The sequence below is a fragment of the Pseudomonas sp. R4-15 genome (assembly GCF_055768815.1).
This window is the reverse complement of the sequence record NZ_CM147293.1, coordinates 2,745,504-2,768,416: the sequence shown is the minus strand read 5'-3', so window position 1 is coordinate 2,768,416 and position 22,913 is coordinate 2,745,504. Positions and strand designations below refer to the sequence as shown.

Here is a 22,913-nt window from a genome sequence, read left to right as displayed (position 1 = left end):
TTCACCCACTTTGCGGAGAATGCGTGGCCACGCAGGGCAAGAGGGATAATGGCCTATCGATACCACGCAGGGAAAGCCTGCATTGAAGCCTGTTGCAAGCCCCGACCAACCGTCTCGAAGCGATGTAGGACGAGTCGACCGCGACCGATGCGATCCACACGGTTTCGTCAGGCGCATCTGCCGACGATCCGCACTGGCAGCCGCCAGGGCCCGACATCCCGTCAGTGAGCCTTGCAGCGACCTGAGACGGCCTTGAGCCGACCGGCCAGCAATGCCGCCAAAGAGGCGGCTTGAAGGCAAATGACCTGGCTAGCCCCCCCTGCCGCCTCGGGCCGATCATTGACGAATCGTTCTGAAGCCCACGTGTGAGGTGGCCATGAAGATGGGCTGTGGCTGGCGTGCCGAGGGCCGGTAGCGCATGCAGCGGTCCGCAGAACACAGGTGCGAGCCCCCCCTTGATCACTGCCACGGGCACGTTCGGTTCCGCCGGGTCGAAGCTGTCAGCCAGCGAGGGACCCGGCGGATCGAGCTGCGCATCGCGCTGGGCGTCGTGCCCTGGCCGGTAACCGCTGCGGGTCAATTCCCAGACATTCCCGCCCGCATCGAACAAACCGAAGCCGTTGGCCGGAAAGCAGCCCACCGGCGATGTACCGGTAAAGCCATCCTTCGCCAGGTTGCGGTAGGGGAACTGGCCTTGCCAGGTATTGGCCATGAGCTTGCCCTGGGGCGACTCGGTGGTGCCCCAGCTAAAGTCAGCATCGCTCAGGCCGCCCCGCATGGCGTACTCCAGTTGCGCCTCGCTGGGCAGTTCGCGGCCTGCCCAGCGGGCATAGGCTCGAGCGTCTTCCAGGGTGATCTGCACCACCGGATGATTATCCAGCCCTCGCAGGTCGCTGGCCGGCCCCTGTGGGTGTTGCCAATTCGCACCGGGCACGAATCGCCAGCCGGGGCTGAGCACATCCGGACCTTGCTGGAACACCATCGAGCCCGGTACCCGCAGGTTGGCAGGCAGGGAGGGATCGTCCTCGACACTGATGCCGCGCTCGGCATGGGTGACGTAATCCGTGGCGTCCACGAAGCGCGCGAACTGGGCATTAGTGACCGGATGCACGTCGATCCAGAAACCGGACACCTTCGCCGGATGAGGCGGGCCTTCTTCGTCGTAGAAACGGTCGGAGCCAAAACTGAACTCGCCGCCCGAGAGGTGCACCATGCCGTCCCGCCAGGGCCCCTGCCGCGGTGCCGGCAGGCCGTCATAGTCTGCGCACAGCAGCACCGGCGCGGGGGCTTGCGGCCACCCCGCGTAGGCGGCAGCGAGCAGGCCGGCAGCGAGTGCTGCGCAGCCGGCCACTCGCGCGATCATGGCTGTTTGGCCTGGATCGATTGCGCCAACGCCGGGCTGACCGGTCGGGCATCGGCATCGATCGCGATATTGCTGCGCTGCGCGTAGGCCCTCCAGTCACGCAGCATCTGCGTCACTTGCTCGGGGTGTTGGGCCGCGATGTCGTGGTGTTCGCCAGGATCCTGGCTCAGGTCATACAGGTGCCAGCTCGGCTGGCTGTCGGTGGCATCCCATAGCAGCTTCATCGGGCCCTTGCGCAGCGAGGCGCTACCATTGATTTCCCAGCCCAGGGCTTCGTCATGAGCATGGATCTCGGTGTCCTTGCCTTGCAGGTAATTCAATACCGAAGTGCCTTGCGGCGGCACGATGTCGCGGTCGCGGTACTTGATGCCAGGCAGCGGCGCCCCGGCCAGTTGCAGCAGGGTCGGCATGATGTCACGGACACTGGCCAGCTCATTGCTGCGGCCCGCCTTGATGGAGGCCGGGTAGTAGACGAAGGCCGGTACCCGGATGCCGCCTTGGTAGGGCGTCATCTTGTAGCGACGGCTGGGCAGAGCGCTGACCTGTGCCCAGGCCGAGCCGATCATCAGGAAGGAATTGCGGCGGCCGTAGTTTTCCAGACGGTTGTCGAAGTTCGCCTTGATCCAGTCGGCGTCGACGCGCGACGCGTTTTCAGGGCCGTTGTCGGACATGAACAGGATCATCGTGTTGTCCAGTTCGCCGGTCTTGCGCAGATGCTCCACCAGGCGCCCGACTTCGTTGTCCAGAGCGCTGACCATGGCGGCATAGACCTCCATGGTGCGTGCCGACTGACGCTTTTGCTCATCGCTCAGGGACGCCCAGCTCGGCACGCCTTCCAGTTGCGCCTCCAGGGGGAAGTCCTCAGGAACAAGGCCGGCCTCGCGCTGGCGGACCAGGCGCTCGTGGGCGATGACCTCGTAGCCCTTGTCATAACGGCCACGATATTGCGCCAAGTACTTGTCCGGTGCCTGGAGCGGCCAGTGCGGTGCGGTGTAGGCCGCGAAGGCGAAGAACGGCTTGTTGCCGCTCTTGCCCTGGTCGATGGCGTCGATCAGGCGGTCGGTGTACCAGGTGGTGGAGTAGAAGTCGTCGGGCAGTTCGACGGGTTCGTCGTTGTGTTGGTAGGTGGCGGTGTAGTTCGGCAGCTGGAGCATGTTGGCTTGTTTGAAGTGCGCGGCGCCGCCTTCGAGCAGTACGTAGGCCTGGTCGAATCCGCGGTTCTGAGGCTGTTGCGCCGGCTCCATGCCCAGATGCCATTTACCGGCGATATAGGTGCGGTAACCTGCGTCGTGCAGCAGTTCGGCGAGGGTCGCCACGTTCGCGCCGAGTACGCCTTCGTAGCCAGGACGTACTTCGGAGCCGGCTGGCAGGCGCTGGCGGCGCTCCACCATCATGCCCAGCCCGGCCAGGTGCGGATCGTTGCCGGACATCAGCATGGCGCGAGTGGGTGAGCAGCTCGGCGCCGAATGGAAATCGAGCATCAGACGGCCGTCGGCCAGCAGTTTGTCCAGGTTGGGCGTCTGGATTTCGCTGCCCAGAGCCGACAGATCGGAGAATCCGAGGTCATCGGCGACCAGCAGCAGAATGTTGGGTTGCTTCGTGGCGGTAGCCGCCAGGGCGTGGCTGGCGGCGAGCGTGAGCAAGCCCAGAGCAGCAAGGGAGCGTAGGTAGTTCATTGAGGTGCTCTTGTTGTTGTAATGGATGAGTGCAGGTGTTCAACCTCGAGCCGGGCCTCGCGCCAGCAGTCCAGCGAGCGGAGGCGCGCGTGCTGGCTCAGAGCGTCAGCCCGTATGGCAGACGAACGCTTTGGCCGCCCCAGGCCGACCGGCTTGCCAGCGACGTAGCGGCGAAGGCCGGCAGCCCTGACCGAGCCCACACTAGAACCCGCAGATCCAGCCTACCTAGGCCACTCCGACGGCGTTAGCCACTTACGGCAGGTACTATCCGATTCGAGCGAATTTGAGCGGATGGGGGGACGAGCGCTCTTTCGTTTTCCAGAGCATGCCTCGCTGACCCAGAGACGCCCCACCATCGGCTTCAGCCGCTTGCAGAAAAGACCCGGAATGAATAACGGCCTATAGGGAAAAGCGACATTTGGGCCCTGTTGCAACTCCCAGCTATGATGCCGGCGAACCCTGTCGAGGAGACGTCAGACGATGCGGCCGCTACTGACCGGCATCACCACCTGCACCCTGCTGCTGCTCAACACGCTGCTTCTCATCGGGCCCATGATGCTCCTGGCACTCGGCAAGCTGCTGGCGCCCAACGCCGCGCTGCGCGCCCGACTGGCGCGTGGTGTGATGGTGATCGCCGAAACCTGGGCGGAAGTCGATAAGTGGATCTTCGCCACCTTCACCCCCACCCAATGGGATATCCGCGGTGGCGAAGCCCTGCGCCGGGACACGTCCTACCTGGTGGTGAGCAATCACCAATCTTGGGTCGACATTCCGGCGCTGGTCCAGGCATTCAACCGGCGCACGCCCTACTTCAAGTTCTTTCTCAAGAAGGAACTGATATGGGTGCCCTTCCTCGGGCTGGCCTTCTGGGCGCTGGATTACCCCTTCATGAAGCGCTACAGCAAAGCCTACCTGGAGAAGAACCCGCATCTGCGCGGACAGGACCTGGCGATCACCCGCGCCGCCTGCGAGAAATTCCGCGACATGCCGGTCACCGTGGTCAACTACCTCGAAGGCACCCGCTGCACGCCGGCCAAGCAAGCGGCTCAAGGCTCGCCCTATCGTCACCTGCTGAAACCCAAGGCCGGCGGCGTCGCCTTCGTGCTGGCGAGCCTGGGGGAGAACCTCGACGCCCTGCTCGACGTCACCATCGTCTACCCCGGCGACCGTCCGCCCGGCTTCTGGGCCTTGCTCAGCGGCCAGTTGCCCTGGGTCCGCGTGGACATTCATACGCGCCAGCTGGACCCTGCGCTTTGGCAGGGCAACTACGCCGACGACCCCGCCTTCCGCCAGTACGTACAGGACTGGGTCACCGCGCTCTGGCAGGAAAAGGACGAACGCATCGCGCGCCTCAAGGATGAAGCGCGGGCCTGAGCGCGCGGCTCATTCATCCAGGCCCAGTTGCCGGCGCATCTTCGCGGTGATGCGCTGGCGGCAGGCCGGCATCTGCGCCCAGGGATCGTCCTTGCCCAGTTCGTCGAGGCGCTCGAAGACATTCCGAATGGTCCAGCGATTGGCGCCGGCGAGGTCTCCCAGTTCCTCGCGGAAGATCGGCACCGAAACCGGCAGTCCTTCTCGGGCACGCGCCGAGTAGGCACAGACCGACGTGGCGCCGCGGGCATTGCGCAGGTAGTCGACGAATATCTTGCCAACGCGGTTCTTCGGTCCGCTGATCGCGCTGATGCGTGCTGGAAATACCTGGGCCAAGTGCCGCGCGATGGCCTGGGCGAAGGTCTTCACAGCGTCCCACTCGTGGCGTCTTTCCAGTGGTACGAGGACATGCATGCCCTTGCCGCCGCTAGTCTTGAGGAAAGCGCGCAGGCCGAGTTCGTCGAGCAAGGTGAGGACCAGCCCGGTGGCCTCGATCATCCGCGCCCAGGGCAGCGCGGGGTCCGGGTCGAGATCGAGGATGAAGCGATCCGGGCGCGCCAGACGCCCCACGCTGGCGTTCCAGGCATGCAGTTCGATCACGCCCATCTGCGCCGCCGACACCAGCGCCTCGGGCGTATCCACCTGCAACAGCGGCTGAGTATCCTCGGGATCCTCCACCTGGCGCACGGCCGGCAGGCTTCGGCCACCGGCATGCTTCTGGAAGAATTGCTCGCCGTCGATACCTTCGGGCGCTCGCACCAAGGACAGCGGTCGCTTGCTGGCGTCGCGCAGCAGCCAGGGCGCCACGCGGGCGTAATACTGCGCCAGTTCCAGCTTGGTAATGCCACTGCTGCGATCGATCACCCGCTGCGGATGGCTGATGCGCACACCCAAGGGCGCGTCCTCGGTGGACGGCGCTCGACGCGTCTTGCCAGGGTGCTTGCCGACAGGCTGGGCGTTCTCCTGGACGATCGCCTTGGCGGGCTTGTCCTCGCGCAGGCCGTGGAATACCGAATGACGGATGATGCCGTCGCGGGTCATCTGCGCGTACGCCACCTCGCACATCAGCTCCGGGCGCAGCCACTGCACCCCGCGCAACTCTGCGCCGCGCGGCGGATCGACCAGTGCCGGGCGTTTGTCGCGCAACGGCTCGAAGCGTTGCAGTAGGCTGTCCAGGCTCGCCGCGGTAAACCCGGTGCCGACCTTGCCGGCGTAGCGCAACGCCCCGCCGTCCGCCTCGTGCAGACCCAGTAGCAGCGCACCGAAGCCGTTGCGCGAACCCTTCGGCGGGGTGTAGCCAAGAATCACGAACTCCTGGCGCTGCTTGCACTTGAGCTTGATCCAGTCGCGCGAGCGGGCGCCCCGGTAGGCGCTGCCGACGCGCTTGCCGATCAGGCCTTCGAGCTTCATCGAACAGGCGCTCTCGAGCATCGGGCCGACCGCTTCGGCGAAGTCTTCCGAGAAACGCAGCAGGCGACTGTCGCTGTCCTTCAGCACCCTGGCCAACGCGGCACGTCGCTGCTCCAACGGCACGCCGCGCAGGTCCATGCCGTTGAGATAGGGCACATCGAACAGGTAATAGAGGATCGCCTCGCTGCGCCCGGCGTCGAAGGCGTTCTGCAAGGCCTGGAAGTCCGGTACGCCCTCGGCATCCGCCACCACCATCTCGCCATCCAGCCAGGCCGACGCCAAGCCCAGGCCGGCCAAGGCCTCGGCTTGCTGGGGCATCTTCGCCGTCCAGTCATGCCCATTGCGGGTCAGCAGGCGCACCTCGCCGTCCTCGATGCGCGCGAGGATGCGGTAACCGTCGAATTTCACCTCGTAGCGCCAATCGCCGTCCGGCGCGGTTTCCACCAGGGTCGCCAACTGGGGCTTCAGGGTCGCCGGCAATGCCGCTGCCTTCGCCCCGTCCAGGGAGCCCACCCCGCGCGCGCTGCGCCGCCGCGCTGGCGCCTTGACCGATCGGGAGGCCGCTGCCCTGGCCTGCTTGCCAGCACGCTCGCGTGGCACCAGGGTGCGATCGCTGAGCACGCTGTGCGGACACGCTTCGAGCACGTCGTATTCGTCCTGTCCGCGCGCTGCCTCGTCACGGGACTTGATCAGCATCCACTGTTCGCGCTTGCCCTGGGGCCGGGTGCGCACCAGGTTCCAGAGCCCCTGCAGCTTCTCCCCGTCCAGACGAAACTTCAGCCGCCCCTTGGCATAGCCCTCCACGGGATCGCCCTCGGGCTGCCACAGTCCCCGGTCCCAGACGATGACATCGCCCGCGCCGTAGTGTCCCTCGGGGATATGCCCCTCGAAGCTGGCGTAGTCCAGGGGATGGTCCTCGACCTGCACCGCCAACCGCTTCACCGACGGGTCCAGACTCGGCCCCTTGGGCACTGCCCAGCTCTTCAGGGTGCCGTCCAGCTCCAGGCGAAAATCGTAGTGCAGGTGCGAGGCGTCGTGCTTCTGGATGCAGAAGCTCAGCGCCTGCCCCTTGCCGTTTCGCCGGCGCTTCGCACCCGGCTCCGGGGTGGCGGAGAAATCACGCTTGCGCTGGTACTCTGCGAGAGGCTTGGCCATGTCATGCTCCGGGAAGGGAACCCTGTAGTTCGGAGCACGGGCGGCGTGCAGGAGTTCGAGAGGCTTGAGCGAGCTCCGACGAGCCGTCAGAATCCGCGCCTTGCGCAAGGAGATGCCGATGAAAGCCATGGCCCGCCACATCCTGGTGAAGACCGAAGCCGAAGCCACCGCGTTGAAGAAACGCCTGGGCGCGGGCGAGGCCTTCGACGTCCTGGCGCGCAAACACTCGCAGTGCCCGTCCGCCAAGCGTGGCGGCGACCTCGGCGAAGTACGCCCCGGACAGCTGGTACGCAGCATCGACCAGGCAATCTTCAAGGGCCCGCTGCGCAGCGTGCAGGGGCCGATCAAGTCGTCCTTCGGCTACCACCTGGTGCAAGTGTTCTACCGTGACTAAGGAGCTGTCGATGGATGTGCTGTTGGAACATGGACCCTACGCGGTCTTCGCCCTGCTGCTGCTCGTCTCGGCGCTGGTCGGTGCGATAGCGGTACGCCTGCGCCAACCGGTGCTGATCGGCTACATCGTGGTCGGCATCCTGTTCGGGCCGGCGTTGCTGGACGTCAGCGGCAGCCAACCGGCGATTGGTCTGTTGGCAGAAATCGGCGTTACCGTGTTGCTGTTCGTGGTCGGCCTGAAGCTGGACATCGGGCACATCCGTCACATCGGCCCGGTGGCGCTGGCCACGGGCCTGGGCCAGTTGGCGTTCACCATCGTCGTCGGCTTCCTGATCACCCTGGCGCTGGGCAAGAGCGCCATGGAGGCGATCTACATCGCCGTGGCGCTGACCTTTTCCAGCACCATCATCATCGTCAAGCTGCTCTCGGACAAGCGCGAGCTGGATTCGCTGCACGGGCGCATCGCGGTGGGCTTTCTGATCGTCCAGGACCTCGCCGTGGTGCTGGCTATGATGACCATGAGCTCCTTGCGCGGTGCCGGCGAGGCCAGCGCCCTGGTGGTCGCCGGGGATCTGCTCGCACGCCTGGCCGGCGCTGCGCTGGTGCTTTTCGTGCTGATGCGCTTCGTACTGCCGCCGCTGGTGGCACAGATGGCGCGTTCCCAGGAGTTGCTGCTGATCTTCGCCGTGGCCTGGGGCGCGGCGCTCGCCGCCCTCGGCGAATGGGCCGGCTTCAGCAAGGAGGCCGGCGCCTTCGTCGCGGGCTTCTCGCTGGCCTCGACCAGTTACCGCGAGTCGATGAACGCGCGCCTGACCGGCATTCGCGATTTCATGCTGCTGTTCTTCTTCCTCGACCTGGGTGCCAAGCTGGACTTCTCCACCCTCGGCGGCGAACTGCTGCCCGCCTTGCTGCTCTCGCTGTTCGTGCTGATCGGCAACCCGCTGATCGTGATGGCGATCATGGGCTACATGGGCTACCGCAAGCGCACCGGCTTTCTCGCCGGACTCACCGTGGCGCAGATCAGCGAGTTCTCCATCGTCTTCGTCGCCATGGGCATCAGCCTGGGCCACGTCGGTGTCGAGGCGCTGGGGCTGACGACCCTGGTGGGGCTGGTGACCATCGTCCTGTCGACCTACATGATCCTGTTCTCGCAGCCGCTGTACGAGCGCCTGGCGCCCTGGATGGGGCGTTTCGAACGCAAACGGCCGTTCCGCGAACTGGAAGTCGAACAGCAGGACCGCCCCCAGGGCCAACCGGATGTGCTGGTGGTCGGCCTGGGGCGCTATGGCGCCCGCCTGCTCGGCCAACTGCACCAGGCAGGCATCGCCACCCTGGGCGTGGATTTCGACCCGGAAGCGGTGCGCAATCTGCGCCGGCGCGCGTTGCCGGTGCGCTTCGGCGATGCCGAGGACCCGAACTTCCTGGAGTCGCTGCCCCTGGAGCACGCCGCCTGGCTGGTCACCTCGCTGCCGGAATGGGAGGCCAATCGCAACCTGCTGCAGGCGGTACGCGAGGCGGGCTTCCACGGGCGCATCGCCGGGGTGGTGCGCGACGAACTGCACGGCGAGGCGATGAGCGAAGCCGGCGTGGAGCGCGTACTCAACCCCTTCACCGACGCGGCCGACTACGCCGCACGCGCGTTCGTCACGGACGTACGACGTGATCGCGAGTTCGGTGACGCATGAGGCGTGTCGCCGCCCCGTGGTCTTTACCGTTCTTTTACCTTCACCCGTCGAAGATTTGCCATTTTCCCCGGTCATAGGCGTCGTGGGGATTTCCCCGTCCTTGCGAGGAAACGTCAATGATGAAGAAAACGGCTTCGATACTGATCCTGTCGCTCGGTGTCGCCGCTGCCGGCAATGCAGCCGCCGATGAGCGGGATGTCTGGCCGATCGTGGCGGGGGTGGCAGTCGGTGCGGTTCTGGCCACGGCACTCTCCGATCCGCCGCGCCACCGTCGTGCAGCGCCGGTGCTGTATGCCACACCGCGGCGCACGCCGATCTACTACGCAGCGCCTGCTCCGGTCTACGCGACCCCGGTACGCTACGTGCCAGTGCCCCGCCCGGTCGCCTACTATCCGGCGCCACGGCCTGGTTATCGTCACTACGAGGGTCCGCCGCCCGGTCACTGGCGCGGCTATCGCTGAAGCGGACTGACCCAGGAAACCGACCCGGCGCTCACTCGCCAGCGGCGAGTGAGCGCCGGGCCTCGATAGCGAATCTCGAAGCCGCGCTTGAAACCAGCCTTCTCAGACGTCCTCCAGAACCCGGACCTTGAGGGCCTCGACCAGGGGCGCGCTGATCTGCTTGAAGGTCTGGTAGTGCGGCATCTGCCGGTGGGCTTCGAGGGCCTCGGTGTCGCGGTAAACCTCGTGCAACAGCACCATGTCGCCGCCGCCCTCGGGGCGTAACACGTCGAACTGCAGGCAGCCCCCGTTCTCCAATGCCAGTGAGTCACGGGCGTCGTCCGCCACGGCATCGAGAAATGCCGGCAGCTCGCCCGGCTTGACCACGAATTCGGCAATGATCACCACGCGGGACATGGGTATTCCTTAGCTTTGTCAGGAGGGGCGCCAGCATAGCGCCGGCAACACCGAGGTGGTCAAGCCAACCAGCCGGCTTCGCGGGCCAGTGTCTCGACCAGTTCCTGGGCGGGCAACTCTCGAGCCAGGGGCGCACCCTGCCCCGCCCACTGTACGGCGTAGTCCTCGCCACCCGCGGCGCTTAGCGCCTTGGCGGCGGAATAGGCGATGGGATAGTCGGGACAGCCCTCGCCCGCCGCTTCCAACGCCGCGAACAGCCGATTCGGCAGGCCCCGTGCCGGACGCCCCGAAATGCTCGCGCTGACCTGCGTACGCAATCCCCGTTCGCCACGCAGAGCCGCTCGGTAGGCCGGACTCGCGGCCGACTCCGGGCAACCGATGAAGGCGGTGCCCAATTGCACGCCCTGGGCACCCAACGCCAGCATGGCGCGGCAGGCCGCGCCGTCCATCAGCCCCCCCGCGGCGATCACCGGCAGGCTGCATTCGCGTACCAGCAGACGCACCAGCGCCTGGGTCCCCAGGCAGACATCCGCGGACGGCTCGAACACCCCGCGGTGACCACCGGCTTCCCAACCCTGGGCGATGATCGCGTCCAGCCCGGCGGCTTCGATGGCGCGCGCTTCATTGAGCTGGGTCGCACAGCCGAGCAGACGGATGCCCGCCGCCCGCAGGCGCTCTATCCAGTCCTGCGGTGGCAGGCCGAAATGGAAGCTGAGTACCGCCGGACGGGCCTCGAGCAACACATCCAGCAACTCCGGTTGCTCGACGAAGCTGCGATAGGCGCAGCCCAGCGATGCGGGGGCCTCCGCTGCGCACGCGGCGAAGGTGGGAGTCAGGCGCTGCAACCACGCAGCTTCGCGAACCGCATCCGGCTGCGCGGGCGGATGGCAGAACAGGTTGAGATTGAAGCGCGCACAGCCCTGGTCACGCAGGGCCTCGATGAGTTGCGCCGCCTGCCGCGCATCGCTGGCGCCCAGTCCGAGCGAGCCCAGCGCCCCGGCAGCGCTCACCGCGGCCGCCAGCTCGGGTGTGGAAACGCCGACCATCGGCGCCTGGATCAAGGGATAGCGCAACCCCAACGTCTCTTGAAAGAACATGCCAATACCTCAGTCTTGATCCAGCGAAGGGCCGACCATCTGCGCCAGTTGCGTGTAGACACCCGGCGCGGCGGCGAGAAAAGGGTTGCCCTGCAAGAGCCCGTCATTGCGCAGGAAGTCGTTCACCCGCGCGCCGGATTCTTCCAGCAGCACCAGGCCGGCCATGCAGTCCCAGCTCTTGAGGTGGGTTTCGTAATAACCGATCAAGCGTCCGGCGGCCACGTAGGCGCACATCAAGGCGCCCGAGCCGTTACGGAAGAACAGGCCGCCGGCCTCCAGCAGGCGCGTCACGAACGGCAGGAAGTTCTCGATTCCCCGGCGGTGGGTGGTGCCCAGGCCGAGCAGGCCATCGCTGACATTGCGTGCGGCGTGCGCCTGCAAGCGCTTGTCGCCGACGTAGGCGCCCTGTCCACGGCGGGCGTGGAACAGCTCGCCATGGTTGGGATCGGCGATGGCGCCCAGCACCGGCACGCCGTCGAGCATCAGGCCGATGGACACGCACCAGTTGTGCAGCCCATTGAGGAAGCAGGCGGTGCCGTCGATGGGATCGATCACCCAGAGCAAGCGGGCATCCAACCCGTCGCCGCCGCCTTCCTCACCGAGCAGCCCGTCCTCGGGAAAGCGCGCCGCCAACTCTGCACGGATGAAGTCCTCCAGCGCGCGATCGGCGATGCTCACCACATCCAGCGGATCGCTGCCTTTGTGCTCCACCTGCAGGCGTTCACGGTCCCGGTAATACGACTGGCCGCGCTCGGCGGCGGCCCAGGCGATTTCTCGGACGGCGGTGTAGCGCGCGTCTAGGTCGGGTACGGCGTTGGACATGGGAGCATCCTGTGGTCGACGAAATCGGCCCACAGGATACGCCATTCCTCGGCGACGCTCAGGCTACCCGCTCGAAGAGCTTCTCGCCGTGATCCAGGTGCTGATCGACCAGCCAGCGTCCGTGCGCCAGGGAGGCCTGCTGGGCGTGTTCAAGGTCGGCCAGGAAGGCCCGCTTGATCGGTAGCGAGAGATGCCGCGAGCGCTGTCCGGATGGATCGACGATGCGGCAGCCACCCGCCCAGGGTAGCGGGCCATCGGCATGCTCGATGGGCTCGGCGAGAATGATGTGGTCGCGATATTCACAGTGAGGATTGTTCATCTGCTGACCTCATGGCGTGAAGGTTCACTGGTTGTGACCTCGACCGGCCAGGGATGCCTCGACCATTCGTCGTCCTCCTCGACAACTCGCCAGGGCACTTTTAGCCTTGATAAGTATCCGAAGCTGAGATGACGGATGTGACTGAACCATGCGCCTGTTTTTCGCACTGCCCTGTCCCGAGCCCCTCGCCCAACGCATCGCCGCCTGGCGGGAGGCCCGAGGCATCGACGGCCATCTCGTCGATGCCCACAACCTGCACCTGACCCTGGCGTTTCTCGGAGACCTCGACGAGGCACGCCTCGATGAGCTGATCGAGGCCGCCAACGCGTTGCACGGGGAAGCCTTCGAACTCTCCCTGCAGCACAGCGAGCAGTGGCGCGATGGCCTCTGGTGCCTGCGCCCGGACACCATGCCCGAAGCCCTGAAGCGGCTGTTCGAAGCACTGCGCGAGCGTCTTTGCGCACTGGGCGTACCGCAGGAACGGCGACGCTTCCGGCCCCATGTGACACTGGCTCGGGAAACCCAGCACCCCCTGCCGCAGCCACCGGCCTTCGCCTGGCCGGTGCGGCGCTTTGCGCTGTTCACCTCGGAACGCCCGAATGGCCGAGTGAACTACCGGGAACTGGCCAGTTGGCCGTTGCACTAGGGCCTGCTCCCGCTTCGTTCACGGCCGCGCCGGTGTCTGTTTTGGCGCAAGACAAGGCGCGAGTCGCAACCTTTACCGGGGTAAAGGTAAGATGAGCAACGCCGTATTGCGCCAAAACAGACACCGGCCCTCCGGGTTGTGCCAGAAATGACCTGCGCTGTCGTTGCAGAACTTGCCAAGGGAATGACCATTGGCTGTGTTCTGCGCCTAACCGCAGGTCATTTCTGACGACAACGCGGCTCGCGAACGAAGCGGGAGCAGGCCCTAGGAATCTTAATGCCTCCACGCCTGCCATCCAGCCTGCTATGTCTCGTCCTGCTCGCCCCTTCCTCGCTCGCCTGGTCCGCCGGCGAATCGGAGGACCAACGTCGCGTTGCGCTGCAGCAGCGCTGGGAAGAAATTCACTACGGGTTACCCAAGGACGAGCAGGCGCAGGCGTTGGCCGCACTGGCCGAACAGGCCCGCCTGGCCGTCGCCGCCGAACCGGATTCGGCGGCGCTACTCACCTGGCAGGGCATCACCCTGGCGACCCTGGCCGCGGCCCAGGGCGGCATGGGCGCACTGAAGTTGCTCGAGCAGGCGCGCAGCAGCCTGGAGAGCGCCCTGGCGGTCGACCCCACGGCCCTGCGGGGCGCCGCCTACGTGACCCTCGGCAGCCTCTACCACCGCGCGCCGCCCTGGCCGATCTCCTTCGGCGATGACGACAAGGCCGAAGCGCTGCTGGAGAAAGCCGTGCAAGTCGATCCCGAAGGCATGGACAGCAACTACTTCTACGGCGACTTCCTGCTCGACAAGCGCCGCTACGACCAGGCCCGCGAGCACCTGCGCAAGGCGTTTAACGCAGCGCCGCTAGCCGGTCGTGAGCGTACCGAGCAGGAACGCCGCGAGCAGATCCAAGCGCACCTGCAGGAAATCGCCCGGCGCGACTAGAGCAGCGCACCCTCCCGCAATGAACGGCAACCCTGCCACATCCTGGGGCACCGTACGCGCCCTCGATGTCCCTCCGCCAGGATGCGAGAAACCCTCCAAAGGCACGGATTGTAGCCTTGTCGACAGCCTCGCCTGTCGTCGCAGCCCTTACCCTGCGCCGCGGGAGCCCATGGCACCGGCATTGCAACGTGCAGGCTGGCCACTGCGCGGAGAAACCCCGGATGAGCGAAACCAGCCCCCTCCCCTACACCTGCCTCACGGCAGACCAGGCGGCTCGCCTGATTCTCGAAGACGCCGAGCTGCGTCTGTTCGACGTACGCGATCTGCACAGTTTTCGGCAGGCGCATCTGCCCGGAGCCCTGCATCTGGACGAAGCGCGTGCGCCGCTGTGGCTGGAACGCCTGCCGCACGACCAACCCCTGCTTTTCTACTGTTTCCATGGCAACACCAGCCGCAAGTTCGCCCAGCTGTTCGGCGACCTGCGCTTTTCCCGTGTCTACAGCGTCGACGGCGGCTACCGTCCGCTGGCGGATGCCCTGGCCGCCGCCAGCGCCTGATCACGCTGTCGATGAACCTTTCGGCGACTTAAGAATGCCTTAAGCCAGCCCGCCAAGAATGCAGCCTCGGGTCCACCAACGAGGCTGCATGAATGGAAATGCCCTGGGCGCAAGCCGATTCGATGCTGGCACGCATCGGCCGTGACACTACCCTGACGCTGCATCGCGCCGACTCCATCGAGCGCCGCATCGCCGCGCAGGATTTCATCCGCGAACGCTTCGCCGACAGCTACGGCGCACGCATCGAGCATTTCCTCCCCTGTCTGCTGACCCTGGAGGATGCCGAGGGCGTCATCCAGGCAGCCGTTGGCATGCGTGCGGCACACGCCCAGGCGCTGTTTCTAGAGCGCTATCTGGATCAGCCGGTCGACCTACAGCTCAATCAGCGCTGCGGCCAGACGGTGAGCCGCGAGAAAATCCTCGAGATCGGTAACCTCGCCGCTCGCGAAGGCGCTACCGCGCGAGTGCTGATCGTCATGCTCACCGACCTGCTGGTCGCCCTGGGCCAGCGCTGGGTGGTGTTCACCGGAACCGCGACCCTGCTCAACAGCTTCGCGCGCCTGGGGCTGATGCCGCTGAACCTCGGACAGGCCGACCCGGCGCGCATGGGCGACGAGCTCGCCGACTGGGGCAGCTATTACCAGACCCGCCCGCAGGTCATGGCCGGCGACATCTTCGCCGGTCACCAGCGCCTGTTGCAGCAAGGGCTCTATTCACGCCTGGCCTACCAGTCGCTCTACAACCAGGAGGCGATGCTCGATGCAGCCTGCCATTGATCGCTTTCTCGCACAGTTGGCCGAGCACGGCGCACGGCCGGCGCTGGCCGACGGCCGCCAACGCATGGATTACCGAGCGCTGCTGGAACAGATCGAGCTGCGCGTGGCCAGGCTTGCCCAGCTAGGCGCTCAGCGTGTCGCGCTGGCACTGGACAATGGCATCGACTGGGTGCTTTGGGATCTCGCCCTGCTGGCCAGTGCGCGGGTCTGCGTGCCCTTGCCGGGCTTCTTCTCCCCGTCCCAGCAACGCCACGTGCTCGATGATGCCGGCGTGGACACGCTGATCTGCAGCGATTCCGCCTTGCCGCTGTTGCTCGATCCCGCGTTGAGCGAAGTCGAGACGGGTGTCTGGCAGCGCTCGCGGCCCACCCCACCGGCGCTCCCGCACAACACGCTGAAGATCACCTACACCTCCGGCACCACGGGAAATCCCAAGGGTGTCTGCCTGGACGCTGCCACGCAACTGGCGGTCGCCGAATCGCTACGCCAGGCCAGCCAGACGCTGGATATCCATCGACATCTGTGCATTTTGCCCCTGGCGACCCTGCTGGAGAACCTGGCCGGTGTCTATGCGCCGCTGCTCGCTGGCGCCGAGGTGCAGGTGCGCTCGCTGTCCGCCGTCGGCCTGCAGGGTGCCAGCGGCTTCGATGTCATGCGCCTGCTCGGTTGCCTCGACGAGGTACGCCCACAGAGCCTGATCCTGCTGCCGCAACTGCTGCTGGCGCTGGTCAGCGCGAGCGAGCGTGGTCTCTCCCCCGTGGACTCGCTGTGCTTCATCGCCGTCGGCGGCGGGCGCGTCGCACCGCAGCTGCTACGCCGCGCCGACGCTTTGGGGTTGCCGGTGTTCGAAGGCTATGGCCTCTCCGAGTGCGCCTCGGTGGTCTGCCTGAACACGCCCGAAGCCCGCCACATCGGCAGCGTTGGCCAGCCCCTGGGGCATTGCCGGGTACGTCTCGCCGAGGACGGTGAAGTACTGGTCGCCGGTCCGCGCATGCTCGGCTACCTGGGCGAGCCGGCCCCTCAGGATGAATGGCTGGCCACCGGGGACCTCGGTCATTTCGAAGACGGGTTCCTGGTCCTGCACGGCCGCAAGAAGCACCAGTTCGTCACCGCCTATGGGCGCAACGTGAACCCCGAATGGGTCGAGGCCGAGCTGACCCAACGGCCGGAGATCGCCCAGGCCTGGGTCTATGGCGAGGCCTTGCCGCACAACCTCGCCTGGCTGGTGCCGCGCCGGGCGGACTGCACCGTCGCCGAACTGCAAGCCACGGTGGATGCGGTCAATCGCAACCTGCCGGACTACGCACGCGTGCATCAGTGGCACCTTGCGGAGGCCCCCTTCAGCGCCGCCAACGGCCTGGCCACCGCCAACGGCCGGCTACGCCGCGCGGCCCTCATCGAACACTATCGCGCAGCGCTGGAAAGCGAGGCGCAACAGACCTTACCGGAGACACTCTGATGAGCTTCTACGACGACCTGCAACAGGCCACCGAAGAACAACGCCAGTACCTGCTTGGCGCCCCGATCATCGCCCAGGCACTGAGCGGCGACGTCAGCCTGAACAGCTACATCGCCTTCCTCACCCAGGCCTACCACCACGTCAAGCATACCGTGCCGCTGCTGATGGCCTGCGGGGCGCGCCTGCCCGAACGCCTGGAGTGGTTGCGCGAAGCGATTGCCGAATACATCGAAGAAGAGCTCGGCCATCAGGAGTGGATCCTCAACGACATCCGCGCCTGCGGCGGTGACGCCGAAGTGGTGCGCAACGGCGAGCCGCACCTGGCCACCGAACTGATGGTTGCCTACGTCTACGACCGCATCGCCCGGCACAACCCGGCGAGCTTCTTCGGCATGGTCAACGTCCTGGAAGGCACCAGCATCGCCCTCGCCACCCAGGTCGCCGGCATCGTCCGCCAGCGCCTGGAGCTGCCGGCGCAGGCGTTCAGCTACCTGACTTCCCATGGCAGCCTGGATATCGAGCACATCGAATTCTTCCGCAAGCTGATGGAGCGCCTGGACGACGAATCCGACCGTGCCGCCGTGGTGCACACCGCCAAAGTCGTCTACCGGCTCTACGGCGACATTTTCCGCAGCCTGCCCCTGGCCTGACGAGGACCACCCGATGAAACTCAGCGAATGCCGCATCCTGCTCACCGGGGCCACCGGAGGCATCGGCCAGGCGCTTTGCGAACAGCTCTGCGAAGCCGGCGCGACGGTGCTGGCCGTGGGGCGCAATACCGGTCCACTCGCGGCTCTGAAGCAGCGCTTCAACGGACGCCTGCTACCGCTTTCCGCCGATCTCACCGATGCCGCGGAGCGCGCCCGCGTGCTGCGCGCCGCGAGGGAGATGGGCGGACTCAACAGCGTGATCAACGCCGCCGGGGTCAACCAGTTCGTCCTCCTGGAGCACCAGGACGAAGAACAGATCGCCGAGTTGGTGGGCGTGAACGTCACCGCCACCCTGCAGCTCACCCACGCCCTGCTGCCGTTGCTGCAAGTCGCGCCGCGGGCGTTGCTGATCAATCTGGGCTCGACCTTCGGCTCCATCGGCTATCCGGGTTTCAGCGCCTACTGCGCCAGCAAGTTCGCCCTGCGCGGCTTCTCCGAAGCCTTGCGCCGCGAGCTCGCCGATACGCGAGTCAAGGTCCTCTACGTGGCTCCCAGGGCGACCCGCACGGCGATGAATTCAGATCAGGTGGTGGCGATGAACCAGGCGCTGCGGGTCGGCATGGACGACCCGCGACAGGTCGCCGAGAGCATTCTGCGGGCCATCGAACAGGAGCGTGAAGAGCTCTATATGGGCTGGCCGGAACGCTTCTTCGTCGGTCTCAACAGCCTCCTTCCGCGCCTGGTGGATCATTCGCTGCGTAAGCAGTTGCCGACCATCCTGCGCTTCGCGCGCCATCACTGAGCCTCAACGATGAATGCACTCCGCTCTCTGCTGCCGCTGCTGCTCAGCGCCTGCCTGACGCTTCCGGCGCATGCTCAATCGACACCTGACGAGGGGCGCCTGCAGCAGTTGCAGCAGCGCTGGGAAACCATTCACTACGACCTGCCGGCCAAGGAGCAGGAAGCCGCGCTGGCGAAACTGGCCGAGCAGGCACAGGCGGACGTCGCTGCCGAGCCGCGCTCGGCGGATCTGCTCATCTGGCGCGGCATCGTGCTCGCCAGTTGGGCCGGCGCCAAGGGCGGCCTGGGCGCACTGGATATGGTCAAGCAGGCGCGCGCCAGCCTGGAGCAGGCACAGGCCATCGACCCCGACGCGCTCGGCGGCTCGGCCTATGTCACGCTCGCCAGCCTCTACTACCAGGTGCCGCCCTGGCCGATCTCCTTCGGCGATGACGACAAAGCCGAAGCGCTGCTGAAAAAGGCGCTGGCGGTGAATCCCAACGGCATCGACGCCAACTACTTCTACGGTGACTTCCTCTTCCGGCAGAAGCGCTACGCCGAGGCCAAGGTGGCTTTGGAAAAAGCCCTGGCGGCGCCGGGGCGGCCCGATCGCCCGCGCGCCGATGCCGGCCGTCGTGAAGAAATCCACGCGCGCCTGGACGAGCTCGCAGGTAAGCTCTGAGCAGCGCCCGTATCGCCAAGGAAGCCAAGTACCGTGAGAATCCTGCTGGTCGAAGACGACCCGTCGCTGGGCGACGGAATCCGCACCGCGCTCAAACCCGAGGGCTACACCGTCGACTGGATCGAGGACGGCGCCAGCGCCCTGCACGCACTGACCCATGAGCAGTTCGACCTGGCCATCCTCGACCTCGGCCTGCCACGCATGGACGGCCTGGAGGTTCTGCGGCGCCTGCGCGGCGCAGCCAATCCGCTCCCGGTGCTGGTACTCACCGCACGCGATGCCACCAGCGATCGGGTCGACGGCCTAGATGCGGGCGCCGATGATTACCTGGTCAAGCCCTTCGACGTCTCCGAGCTGAAGGCGCGCCTGCGTGCCTTGTTGCGGCGCAGCGCCAACCGTGCAGAACCGCTGCTGGAGTACCGTGAGATCCGCCTCGACCCGACGACCCAGCAGGTCAGCTTCCGCGGCAAGGCCGTGGTCCTGGCACGCAAGGAATTCATGCTGCTGCATGAGCTGCTCACCCACCCTGGCAGGGTGCTGACCCGCGATCGTCTGCAGCAGTCACTCTACGGCTGGGACGAAGACGTCGAAAGCAACGCCCTGGAAGTCCACGTGCATCACCTGCGGCGCAAGTTCTACCCGGAGCTGATCCGCACCGTGCGCGGCGTCGGCTATCTGGTGGACAAGGCATGAGCGGCTCGATTCGCAACCGCACCCTGGCCCTGGTCCTCGCGCTGCTGGCGCTGGCAATGACTTCGATTTCGTGGAAAGGCTATCGCGATGCCCACCATGAGATCGAAGAGCTCTTCGACGCCCAGTTGGCCCAGAGTGCCCGCCTGCTGCAGGGGCTGGTCGGACCGGAGATGCAACCCGAACAACGCCAGCAGATGCAGCAATCGCTGGATGGCGCAGTGAATGCTGGCGGGCGCTACGACCACCGCACGCCCGGACACCACTACGAACACAAGCTGGGCTTCGAGGTCTTCGACGGCAACGGGCGGATGCTGCTGCGCTCGGCCAGCGTCCCGGACGAAGTCCGCCTGTTGCTGCTCAAGCAGCTGGACGCGATCACCCCGAACCAGGCACAGGACCTCCCCGGCTATCACAACGTCCAGCTCGACGATCACCTCTGGCGCCTGTTCGTACTGCATGACGACGCGGATAAGCTCTGGGTGATGGCCGCCGAACGCAGCGACGTGCGCGGCGAGCTGGTGGGCAAGATCGCCCTGCGTAGCCTGCTGCCGGACCTGATCGGCCTACCGCTGCTCGCACTGCTGCTCTGGTTCGCGGTGGGTTGGGGCCTGGCGCCGCTGTCGCGCATGGCGCGCGCCCTCAAGGCCCGCGAGCCTGACAATCTGGCGCCACTGGTGTTGGCGCCGCTGCCGCGCGAACTGGAGCCCATGGAGGCCTCGCTCAACCGCCTGCTGGGCCAGGTCAACCTGCTGCTGCAGCGGGAGAAGCGCTTCATCGCCGACGCCGCCCACGAACTGCGCACGCCCCTGGCCGTTCTACGCGTACACGCGCAGAACGCCCTCTCCACCCAGGATGACGCCGAGCGCGCTGCGGCGTTGACGCAATTGGTACGCGGGGTCGATCGCAGCACCCGCCTGGTGGCACAGATGCTCGCCCTGGCGCGCCTGGAGCCGGACGCCAGCCGCGAACCGATCAGGCAACGCATCGACCTCGCGCAGCAGATCCGCGAGAGCCTTGCCGAGCTGGCCCCGCTGGCCCTGGCACGCGAGCAGGAACTGGACTTCAGCGTCGACGAAGAGCTCGACTGCCACCTGCTGGGCGACCCCGGCAGCCTCGACATCCTGCTGCAGAACCTGGTCGGCAATGCCCTGCAATACGGTCATGAGGGCGGCCGCGTACATCTTTCGCTGAGCGCGCAAGACCACGCGCTGTTGCTCTGCGTGGACGACGACGGTCCCGGTATTGCCGCCGAGCAACGCGAGCGCGTCATGCAGCGCTTCTTCCGCCTCGGACAGGGCCAGGGTGCCGGTCTGGGCCTGGCGATCGTCGCGCGGGTCGTCGAACTGCACCAGGCGCGCCTGAGCCTGGAAGACTCGCCGCTGGGCGGTCTACGGGTGCGCATCCTGCTGCCGCGCGCGACACAAGACCGCACGGAGTGAAGGGTTAAGCTTTCCTTAAGTTGCCGCAGCGAACATGTCTCCATCAACTCGATGGAGACCTGCAATGCACCCTGCCCCACGCTACAGCCCCGTCAGTATCGCCCTGCACTGGCTGATGCTGCTGCTGATCGCCGCCACCTACGCGACCATCGAGTTTCGTGGTCTGTTTCCGCGCGGTAGTGACGCTCGCGAACTGATCAAGCAATGGCACTTCATGCTCGGCATGAGCATTTTCTTCCTGGTCTGGCTGCGCCTGCTGGCGCGCCTCGTGGGCCCCAAGCGCATCGGCCAGGCCCTGCCCGGTTGGCAGCAGGCCCTCGCGCACCTGGCGCATCTGGCACTCTACGCACTCATGATCGGCCTGCCGTTGCTGGGCTGGCTGAGCTTCTCCGCCGCCGGCAAGCAGGTGCCCTTCTTCGGCCTCAACCTGCCCTCGCTGATCGCGCCGGACAAGGCCCTCTCCGGCGAACTGCGGGAAATCCACGAAACCGTGGCGGTACTCGGCTACTGGCTGATCGGCGTGCATGCCGCCGCCGCGCTGTTCCACCACTACCTGCGCCGCGACGACGTGCTGACCCGGATGCTGCCCGGCACCAGGAAGGCCCTATAGGGCCATCAGGGTACGGTACTCGTCCTCGGCAAGCTGATCGGTCATGCCGCTGACCAGGTCCAGCAGCAGCCGGCATCGGTGGTAGAACTCCCACAACGGCGCGTCGCTGCCAGGGTGTTCGTCCAAGGCCTCATGGTAGGCATTGAGCAGCTGCCGCGGTAGGCGGCGTACCAGCATGCCCAGGTGCGGATGGCGCGACTGGCCATCGACCAGCTTGGCGAATCCCTGGGCATCCACTTGCAACAACGGCGCATAGCAGTCCAGCAGCCCCTGCAGGATGCGCAGTCCCTGCAACTGCAGGGTCTCCACCTCACGGTGGACGAACACATGGCGCGCCGCCACCGCCTTGAAGGTAGCGATCACAGCGTTGGCCAGGCTGCCATCTTCCATCAGCGCGCGATCCAGACGACCTTCGACCAACGCCGGATAGTGCTCGATGAACTGCCCTGCCGCATGCCGCACCAACGGATGCACCATGGACACGCGCAGGCGCACGAAGAACTCGCCGACCGGATCGATGGGCTCGCCGTGGGCCCGCTCGGCGGCGGCGTCGAGCAGTGCCGCGAAGCTGCCGCTGCCGCCGGGCAACGGCGCCTCCAGCGGCGCCCGGCGGGCGTATTCCTCGCGCAGCAGAGCGCTCAGCGTGTCGATGTCCAGCAGGCCCTTGACCACCGAGTCCTCGATGTCGGCCAGGCAGTAGGCGATGTCGTCGGCCGCTTCCATCACGTAGGTCAGGGGATGGCGGCATCCCTCGGGCATCTCCAGCGCATCGCGCAGGCGGGCAACGAAGTCTTCCTCGGATAGGTAGAAGCCCGGTTTCTTCGCCAGGTAGGCCCCCGGGCTGCCGGCCACCGGTCGTTCGGCATAGGCCGGACGCAGGTACTTGAGCAGCGTCGCGCTCTGGCTGTAGGTGAGGTTCAGGCGCATCAGCCGGGCCACCAGGCGGATGCTCTGGGCATTGCCTTCGAAGGCCATCAGGTCGCGGAGCATGCGCCCGCGCAATTCGGCATCGCCGGCTTCCTCGGGGAACGCCTGGGCGAACAGTTGCGGCAAATGACTGGCGCACCAGTCGGCGATGGCGTATTCGCCGAAATGCCCGAACGGCGGGTTGCCGATGTCGTGCATCAGGCAGGCCATTTCCACCAGGCTTTCCAGCGCCGGTTGCAGCCCGGCCAGGCCCAGCGCCTCGGCGCCTTCGCCGAGTTCCTGATAGAGGGTGCGGACGATGAAACGACCGGTCTGCTGGACTTCCAGGGAGTGCGTCAGGCGGCTGCGCACCGCGGCGTTGCGCTCCAGCGGGAAGACCTGGGTCTTCTGTTGCAGGCGGCGTACCGCGGCACTGTTGATGATCCGCCCGCGGTCGCTCTCCAGTTCGTGGAGCAGTTCGGCCAGGCTGCAGCCATCGGCCTGCAGGCGCTCCCCAGGGCCGCCGCGCGGACGCTGGCGCGACAACCGGCGGTGCATCGTCGATGAAGGCATGGCGCAATCTCCCGTGTCGATGCGCCAGCCTAACCGCCCGCGCCACGGGTCGCCACTCCCGGCC

23 protein-coding genes are annotated in these 22,913 nt (G+C 66.3%); 15 read left to right on the top strand and 8 right to left on the bottom strand.

Features of this window, described 5'->3' with window-relative positions; translation table 11 throughout:
• Window position 1: 1 nt before the first annotated feature.
• On the bottom strand, window positions 2–1,363 hold the full coding sequence (locus tag ACYRGX_RS13305) for a formylglycine-generating enzyme family protein (protein ID WP_473052948.1): 1,362 nt from the start codon (window positions 1,361–1,363) through the stop codon (window positions 2–4).
• Window positions 1,360–3,039, bottom strand: a complete 1,680-nt coding sequence (locus tag ACYRGX_RS13300; RefSeq protein ID WP_473052947.1) for an arylsulfatase — start codon at window positions 3,037–3,039, stop codon at window positions 1,360–1,362. Before ACYRGX_RS13300 ends, ACYRGX_RS13305 begins: the two co-directional genes overlap by 4 nt.
• Window positions 3,040–3,519: 480 nt before the next feature.
• Between ACYRGX_RS13300 and ACYRGX_RS13295 the strand changes: the two genes are divergently transcribed.
• The gene (locus tag ACYRGX_RS13295; protein ID WP_473052946.1) at window positions 3,520–4,413 is read left to right on the top strand and encodes an acyltransferase; all 894 of its coding nucleotides are present in this window, start codon (window positions 3,520–3,522) and stop codon (window positions 4,411–4,413) included.
• A gap of 9 nt (window positions 4,414–4,422) precedes the next feature.
• Here the strand turns inward: ACYRGX_RS13295 and ligD are convergent, their stop codons facing one another.
• Window positions 4,423–6,975: a DNA ligase D gene (ligD, locus tag ACYRGX_RS13290; protein ID WP_473052945.1), complete on the bottom strand. Its 2,553-nt coding sequence runs from the start codon at window positions 6,973–6,975 to the stop codon at window positions 4,423–4,425.
• Between the two features lie 118 nt (window positions 6,976–7,093).
• Between ligD and ACYRGX_RS13285 the strand changes: the two genes are divergently transcribed.
• The 3 genes from ACYRGX_RS13285 to ACYRGX_RS13275 all read left to right on the top strand — a co-directional run bounded on the left by ACYRGX_RS13285 (window position 7,094) and on the right by ACYRGX_RS13275 (window position 9,514).
• Window positions 7,094–7,369 carry a peptidylprolyl isomerase gene (locus ACYRGX_RS13285; RefSeq protein ID WP_473052944.1) on the top strand — a complete coding sequence of 92 codons (276 nt, stop codon included), beginning with the start codon at window positions 7,094–7,096 and terminating at the stop codon, window positions 7,367–7,369.
• A gap of 10 nt (window positions 7,370–7,379) precedes the next feature.
• Complete coding sequence (locus ACYRGX_RS13280; RefSeq protein ID WP_473052943.1) at window positions 7,380–9,053, top strand: cation:proton antiporter; 1,674 nt, start codon at window positions 7,380–7,382, stop codon at window positions 9,051–9,053.
• Between the two features lie 116 nt (window positions 9,054–9,169).
• On the top strand, window positions 9,170–9,514 hold the full coding sequence (locus tag ACYRGX_RS13275; RefSeq protein WP_473052942.1) for a hypothetical protein: 345 nt from the start codon (window positions 9,170–9,172) through the stop codon (window positions 9,512–9,514).
• Between the two features lie 102 nt (window positions 9,515–9,616).
• Here ACYRGX_RS13275 and ACYRGX_RS13270 read toward each other — a convergent pair whose 3' ends face one another.
• Genes ACYRGX_RS13270 through ACYRGX_RS13255 form a run of 4 tightly spaced genes read right to left on the bottom strand, consistent with a single transcriptional unit; the run spans window position 9,617 to window position 12,148 of the window.
• Entirely contained in the window at window positions 9,617–9,910 is a 294-nt protein-coding gene (locus ACYRGX_RS13270; protein ID WP_473052941.1) for a putative quinol monooxygenase, read from the bottom strand.
• Window positions 9,911–9,969: 59 nt separating this feature from the next.
• A complete protein-coding gene (locus tag ACYRGX_RS13265) occupies window positions 9,970–11,007 on the bottom strand; it encodes an NAD(P)H-dependent flavin oxidoreductase (RefSeq protein ID WP_473052940.1) in 1,038 nt (345 codons plus the stop codon).
• Between the two features lie 9 nt (window positions 11,008–11,016).
• A complete protein-coding gene (locus ACYRGX_RS13260; RefSeq protein WP_473052939.1) occupies window positions 11,017–11,829 on the bottom strand; it encodes an inositol monophosphatase family protein in 813 nt (270 codons plus the stop codon).
• Between the two features lie 58 nt (window positions 11,830–11,887).
• A complete protein-coding gene (locus ACYRGX_RS13255; RefSeq protein WP_473052938.1) occupies window positions 11,888–12,148 on the bottom strand; it encodes a hypothetical protein in 261 nt (86 codons plus the stop codon).
• Window positions 12,149–12,296: 148 nt separating this feature from the next.
• On the opposite strand from ACYRGX_RS13255, the gene thpR reads away from it, so the two are divergent.
• The 11 genes from thpR (at window position 12,297) to ACYRGX_RS13200 (ending at window position 21,370) form a co-directional block, all read left to right on the top strand.
• The gene (gene thpR / locus ACYRGX_RS13250) at window positions 12,297–12,794 is read left to right on the top strand and encodes an RNA 2',3'-cyclic phosphodiesterase (protein ID WP_473052937.1); all 498 of its coding nucleotides are present in this window, start codon (window positions 12,297–12,299) and stop codon (window positions 12,792–12,794) included.
• 276 nt (window positions 12,795–13,070) lie between these two features.
• Entirely contained in the window at window positions 13,071–13,724 is a 654-nt protein-coding gene (locus tag ACYRGX_RS13245) for a tetratricopeptide repeat protein (RefSeq protein ID WP_473052936.1), read from the top strand.
• Between the two features lie 221 nt (window positions 13,725–13,945).
• Window positions 13,946–14,281, top strand: a complete 336-nt coding sequence (locus ACYRGX_RS13240) for a thiosulfate sulfurtransferase GlpE (protein ID WP_473052935.1) — start codon at window positions 13,946–13,948, stop codon at window positions 14,279–14,281.
• A gap of 92 nt (window positions 14,282–14,373) precedes the next feature.
• On the top strand, window positions 14,374–15,057 hold the full coding sequence (locus tag ACYRGX_RS13235; RefSeq protein ID WP_473052934.1) for a thermostable hemolysin: 684 nt from the start codon (window positions 14,374–14,376) through the stop codon (window positions 15,055–15,057).
• Window positions 15,041–16,516, top strand: a complete 1,476-nt coding sequence (locus tag ACYRGX_RS13230) for an AMP-binding protein (RefSeq protein ID WP_473052933.1) — start codon at window positions 15,041–15,043, stop codon at window positions 16,514–16,516. Before ACYRGX_RS13235 ends, ACYRGX_RS13230 begins: the two co-directional genes overlap by 17 nt.
• Window positions 16,516–17,166: a TenA family transcriptional regulator gene (locus ACYRGX_RS13225; RefSeq protein ID WP_473052932.1), complete on the top strand. Its 651-nt coding sequence runs from the start codon at window positions 16,516–16,518 to the stop codon at window positions 17,164–17,166. Before ACYRGX_RS13230 ends, ACYRGX_RS13225 begins: the two co-directional genes overlap by 1 nt.
• 13 nt (window positions 17,167–17,179) lie before the next feature.
• Window positions 17,180–17,968 carry an SDR family oxidoreductase gene (locus ACYRGX_RS13220; protein ID WP_473052931.1) on the top strand — a complete coding sequence of 263 codons (789 nt, stop codon included), beginning with the start codon at window positions 17,180–17,182 and terminating at the stop codon, window positions 17,966–17,968.
• A 9-nt stretch (window positions 17,969–17,977) separates the two neighbouring features.
• On the top strand, window positions 17,978–18,628 hold the full coding sequence (locus ACYRGX_RS13215) for a tetratricopeptide repeat protein (protein WP_473052930.1): 651 nt from the start codon (window positions 17,978–17,980) through the stop codon (window positions 18,626–18,628).
• A 33-nt stretch (window positions 18,629–18,661) separates the two neighbouring features.
• The gene (locus ACYRGX_RS13210; RefSeq protein ID WP_473052929.1) at window positions 18,662–19,321 is read left to right on the top strand and encodes a response regulator; all 660 of its coding nucleotides are present in this window, start codon (window positions 18,662–18,664) and stop codon (window positions 19,319–19,321) included.
• On the top strand, window positions 19,318–20,760 hold the full coding sequence (locus ACYRGX_RS13205) for an ATP-binding protein (RefSeq protein ID WP_473052928.1): 1,443 nt from the start codon (window positions 19,318–19,320) through the stop codon (window positions 20,758–20,760). Before ACYRGX_RS13210 ends, ACYRGX_RS13205 begins: the two co-directional genes overlap by 4 nt.
• Window positions 20,761–20,824: 64 nt before the next feature.
• Window positions 20,825–21,370, top strand: coding sequence for a cytochrome b (locus ACYRGX_RS13200; protein ID WP_473052927.1), 546 nt, complete (start codon window positions 20,825–20,827; stop codon window positions 21,368–21,370).
• Here the strand turns inward: ACYRGX_RS13200 and dgt are convergent.
• Window positions 21,365–22,849: a dGTPase gene (gene dgt, locus ACYRGX_RS13195; RefSeq protein WP_473052926.1), complete on the bottom strand. Its 1,485-nt coding sequence runs from the start codon at window positions 22,847–22,849 to the stop codon at window positions 21,365–21,367. The two genes, ACYRGX_RS13200 and dgt, sit on opposite strands and share 6 nt — an antisense overlap.
• Window positions 22,850–22,913: the final 64 nt, after the last annotated feature.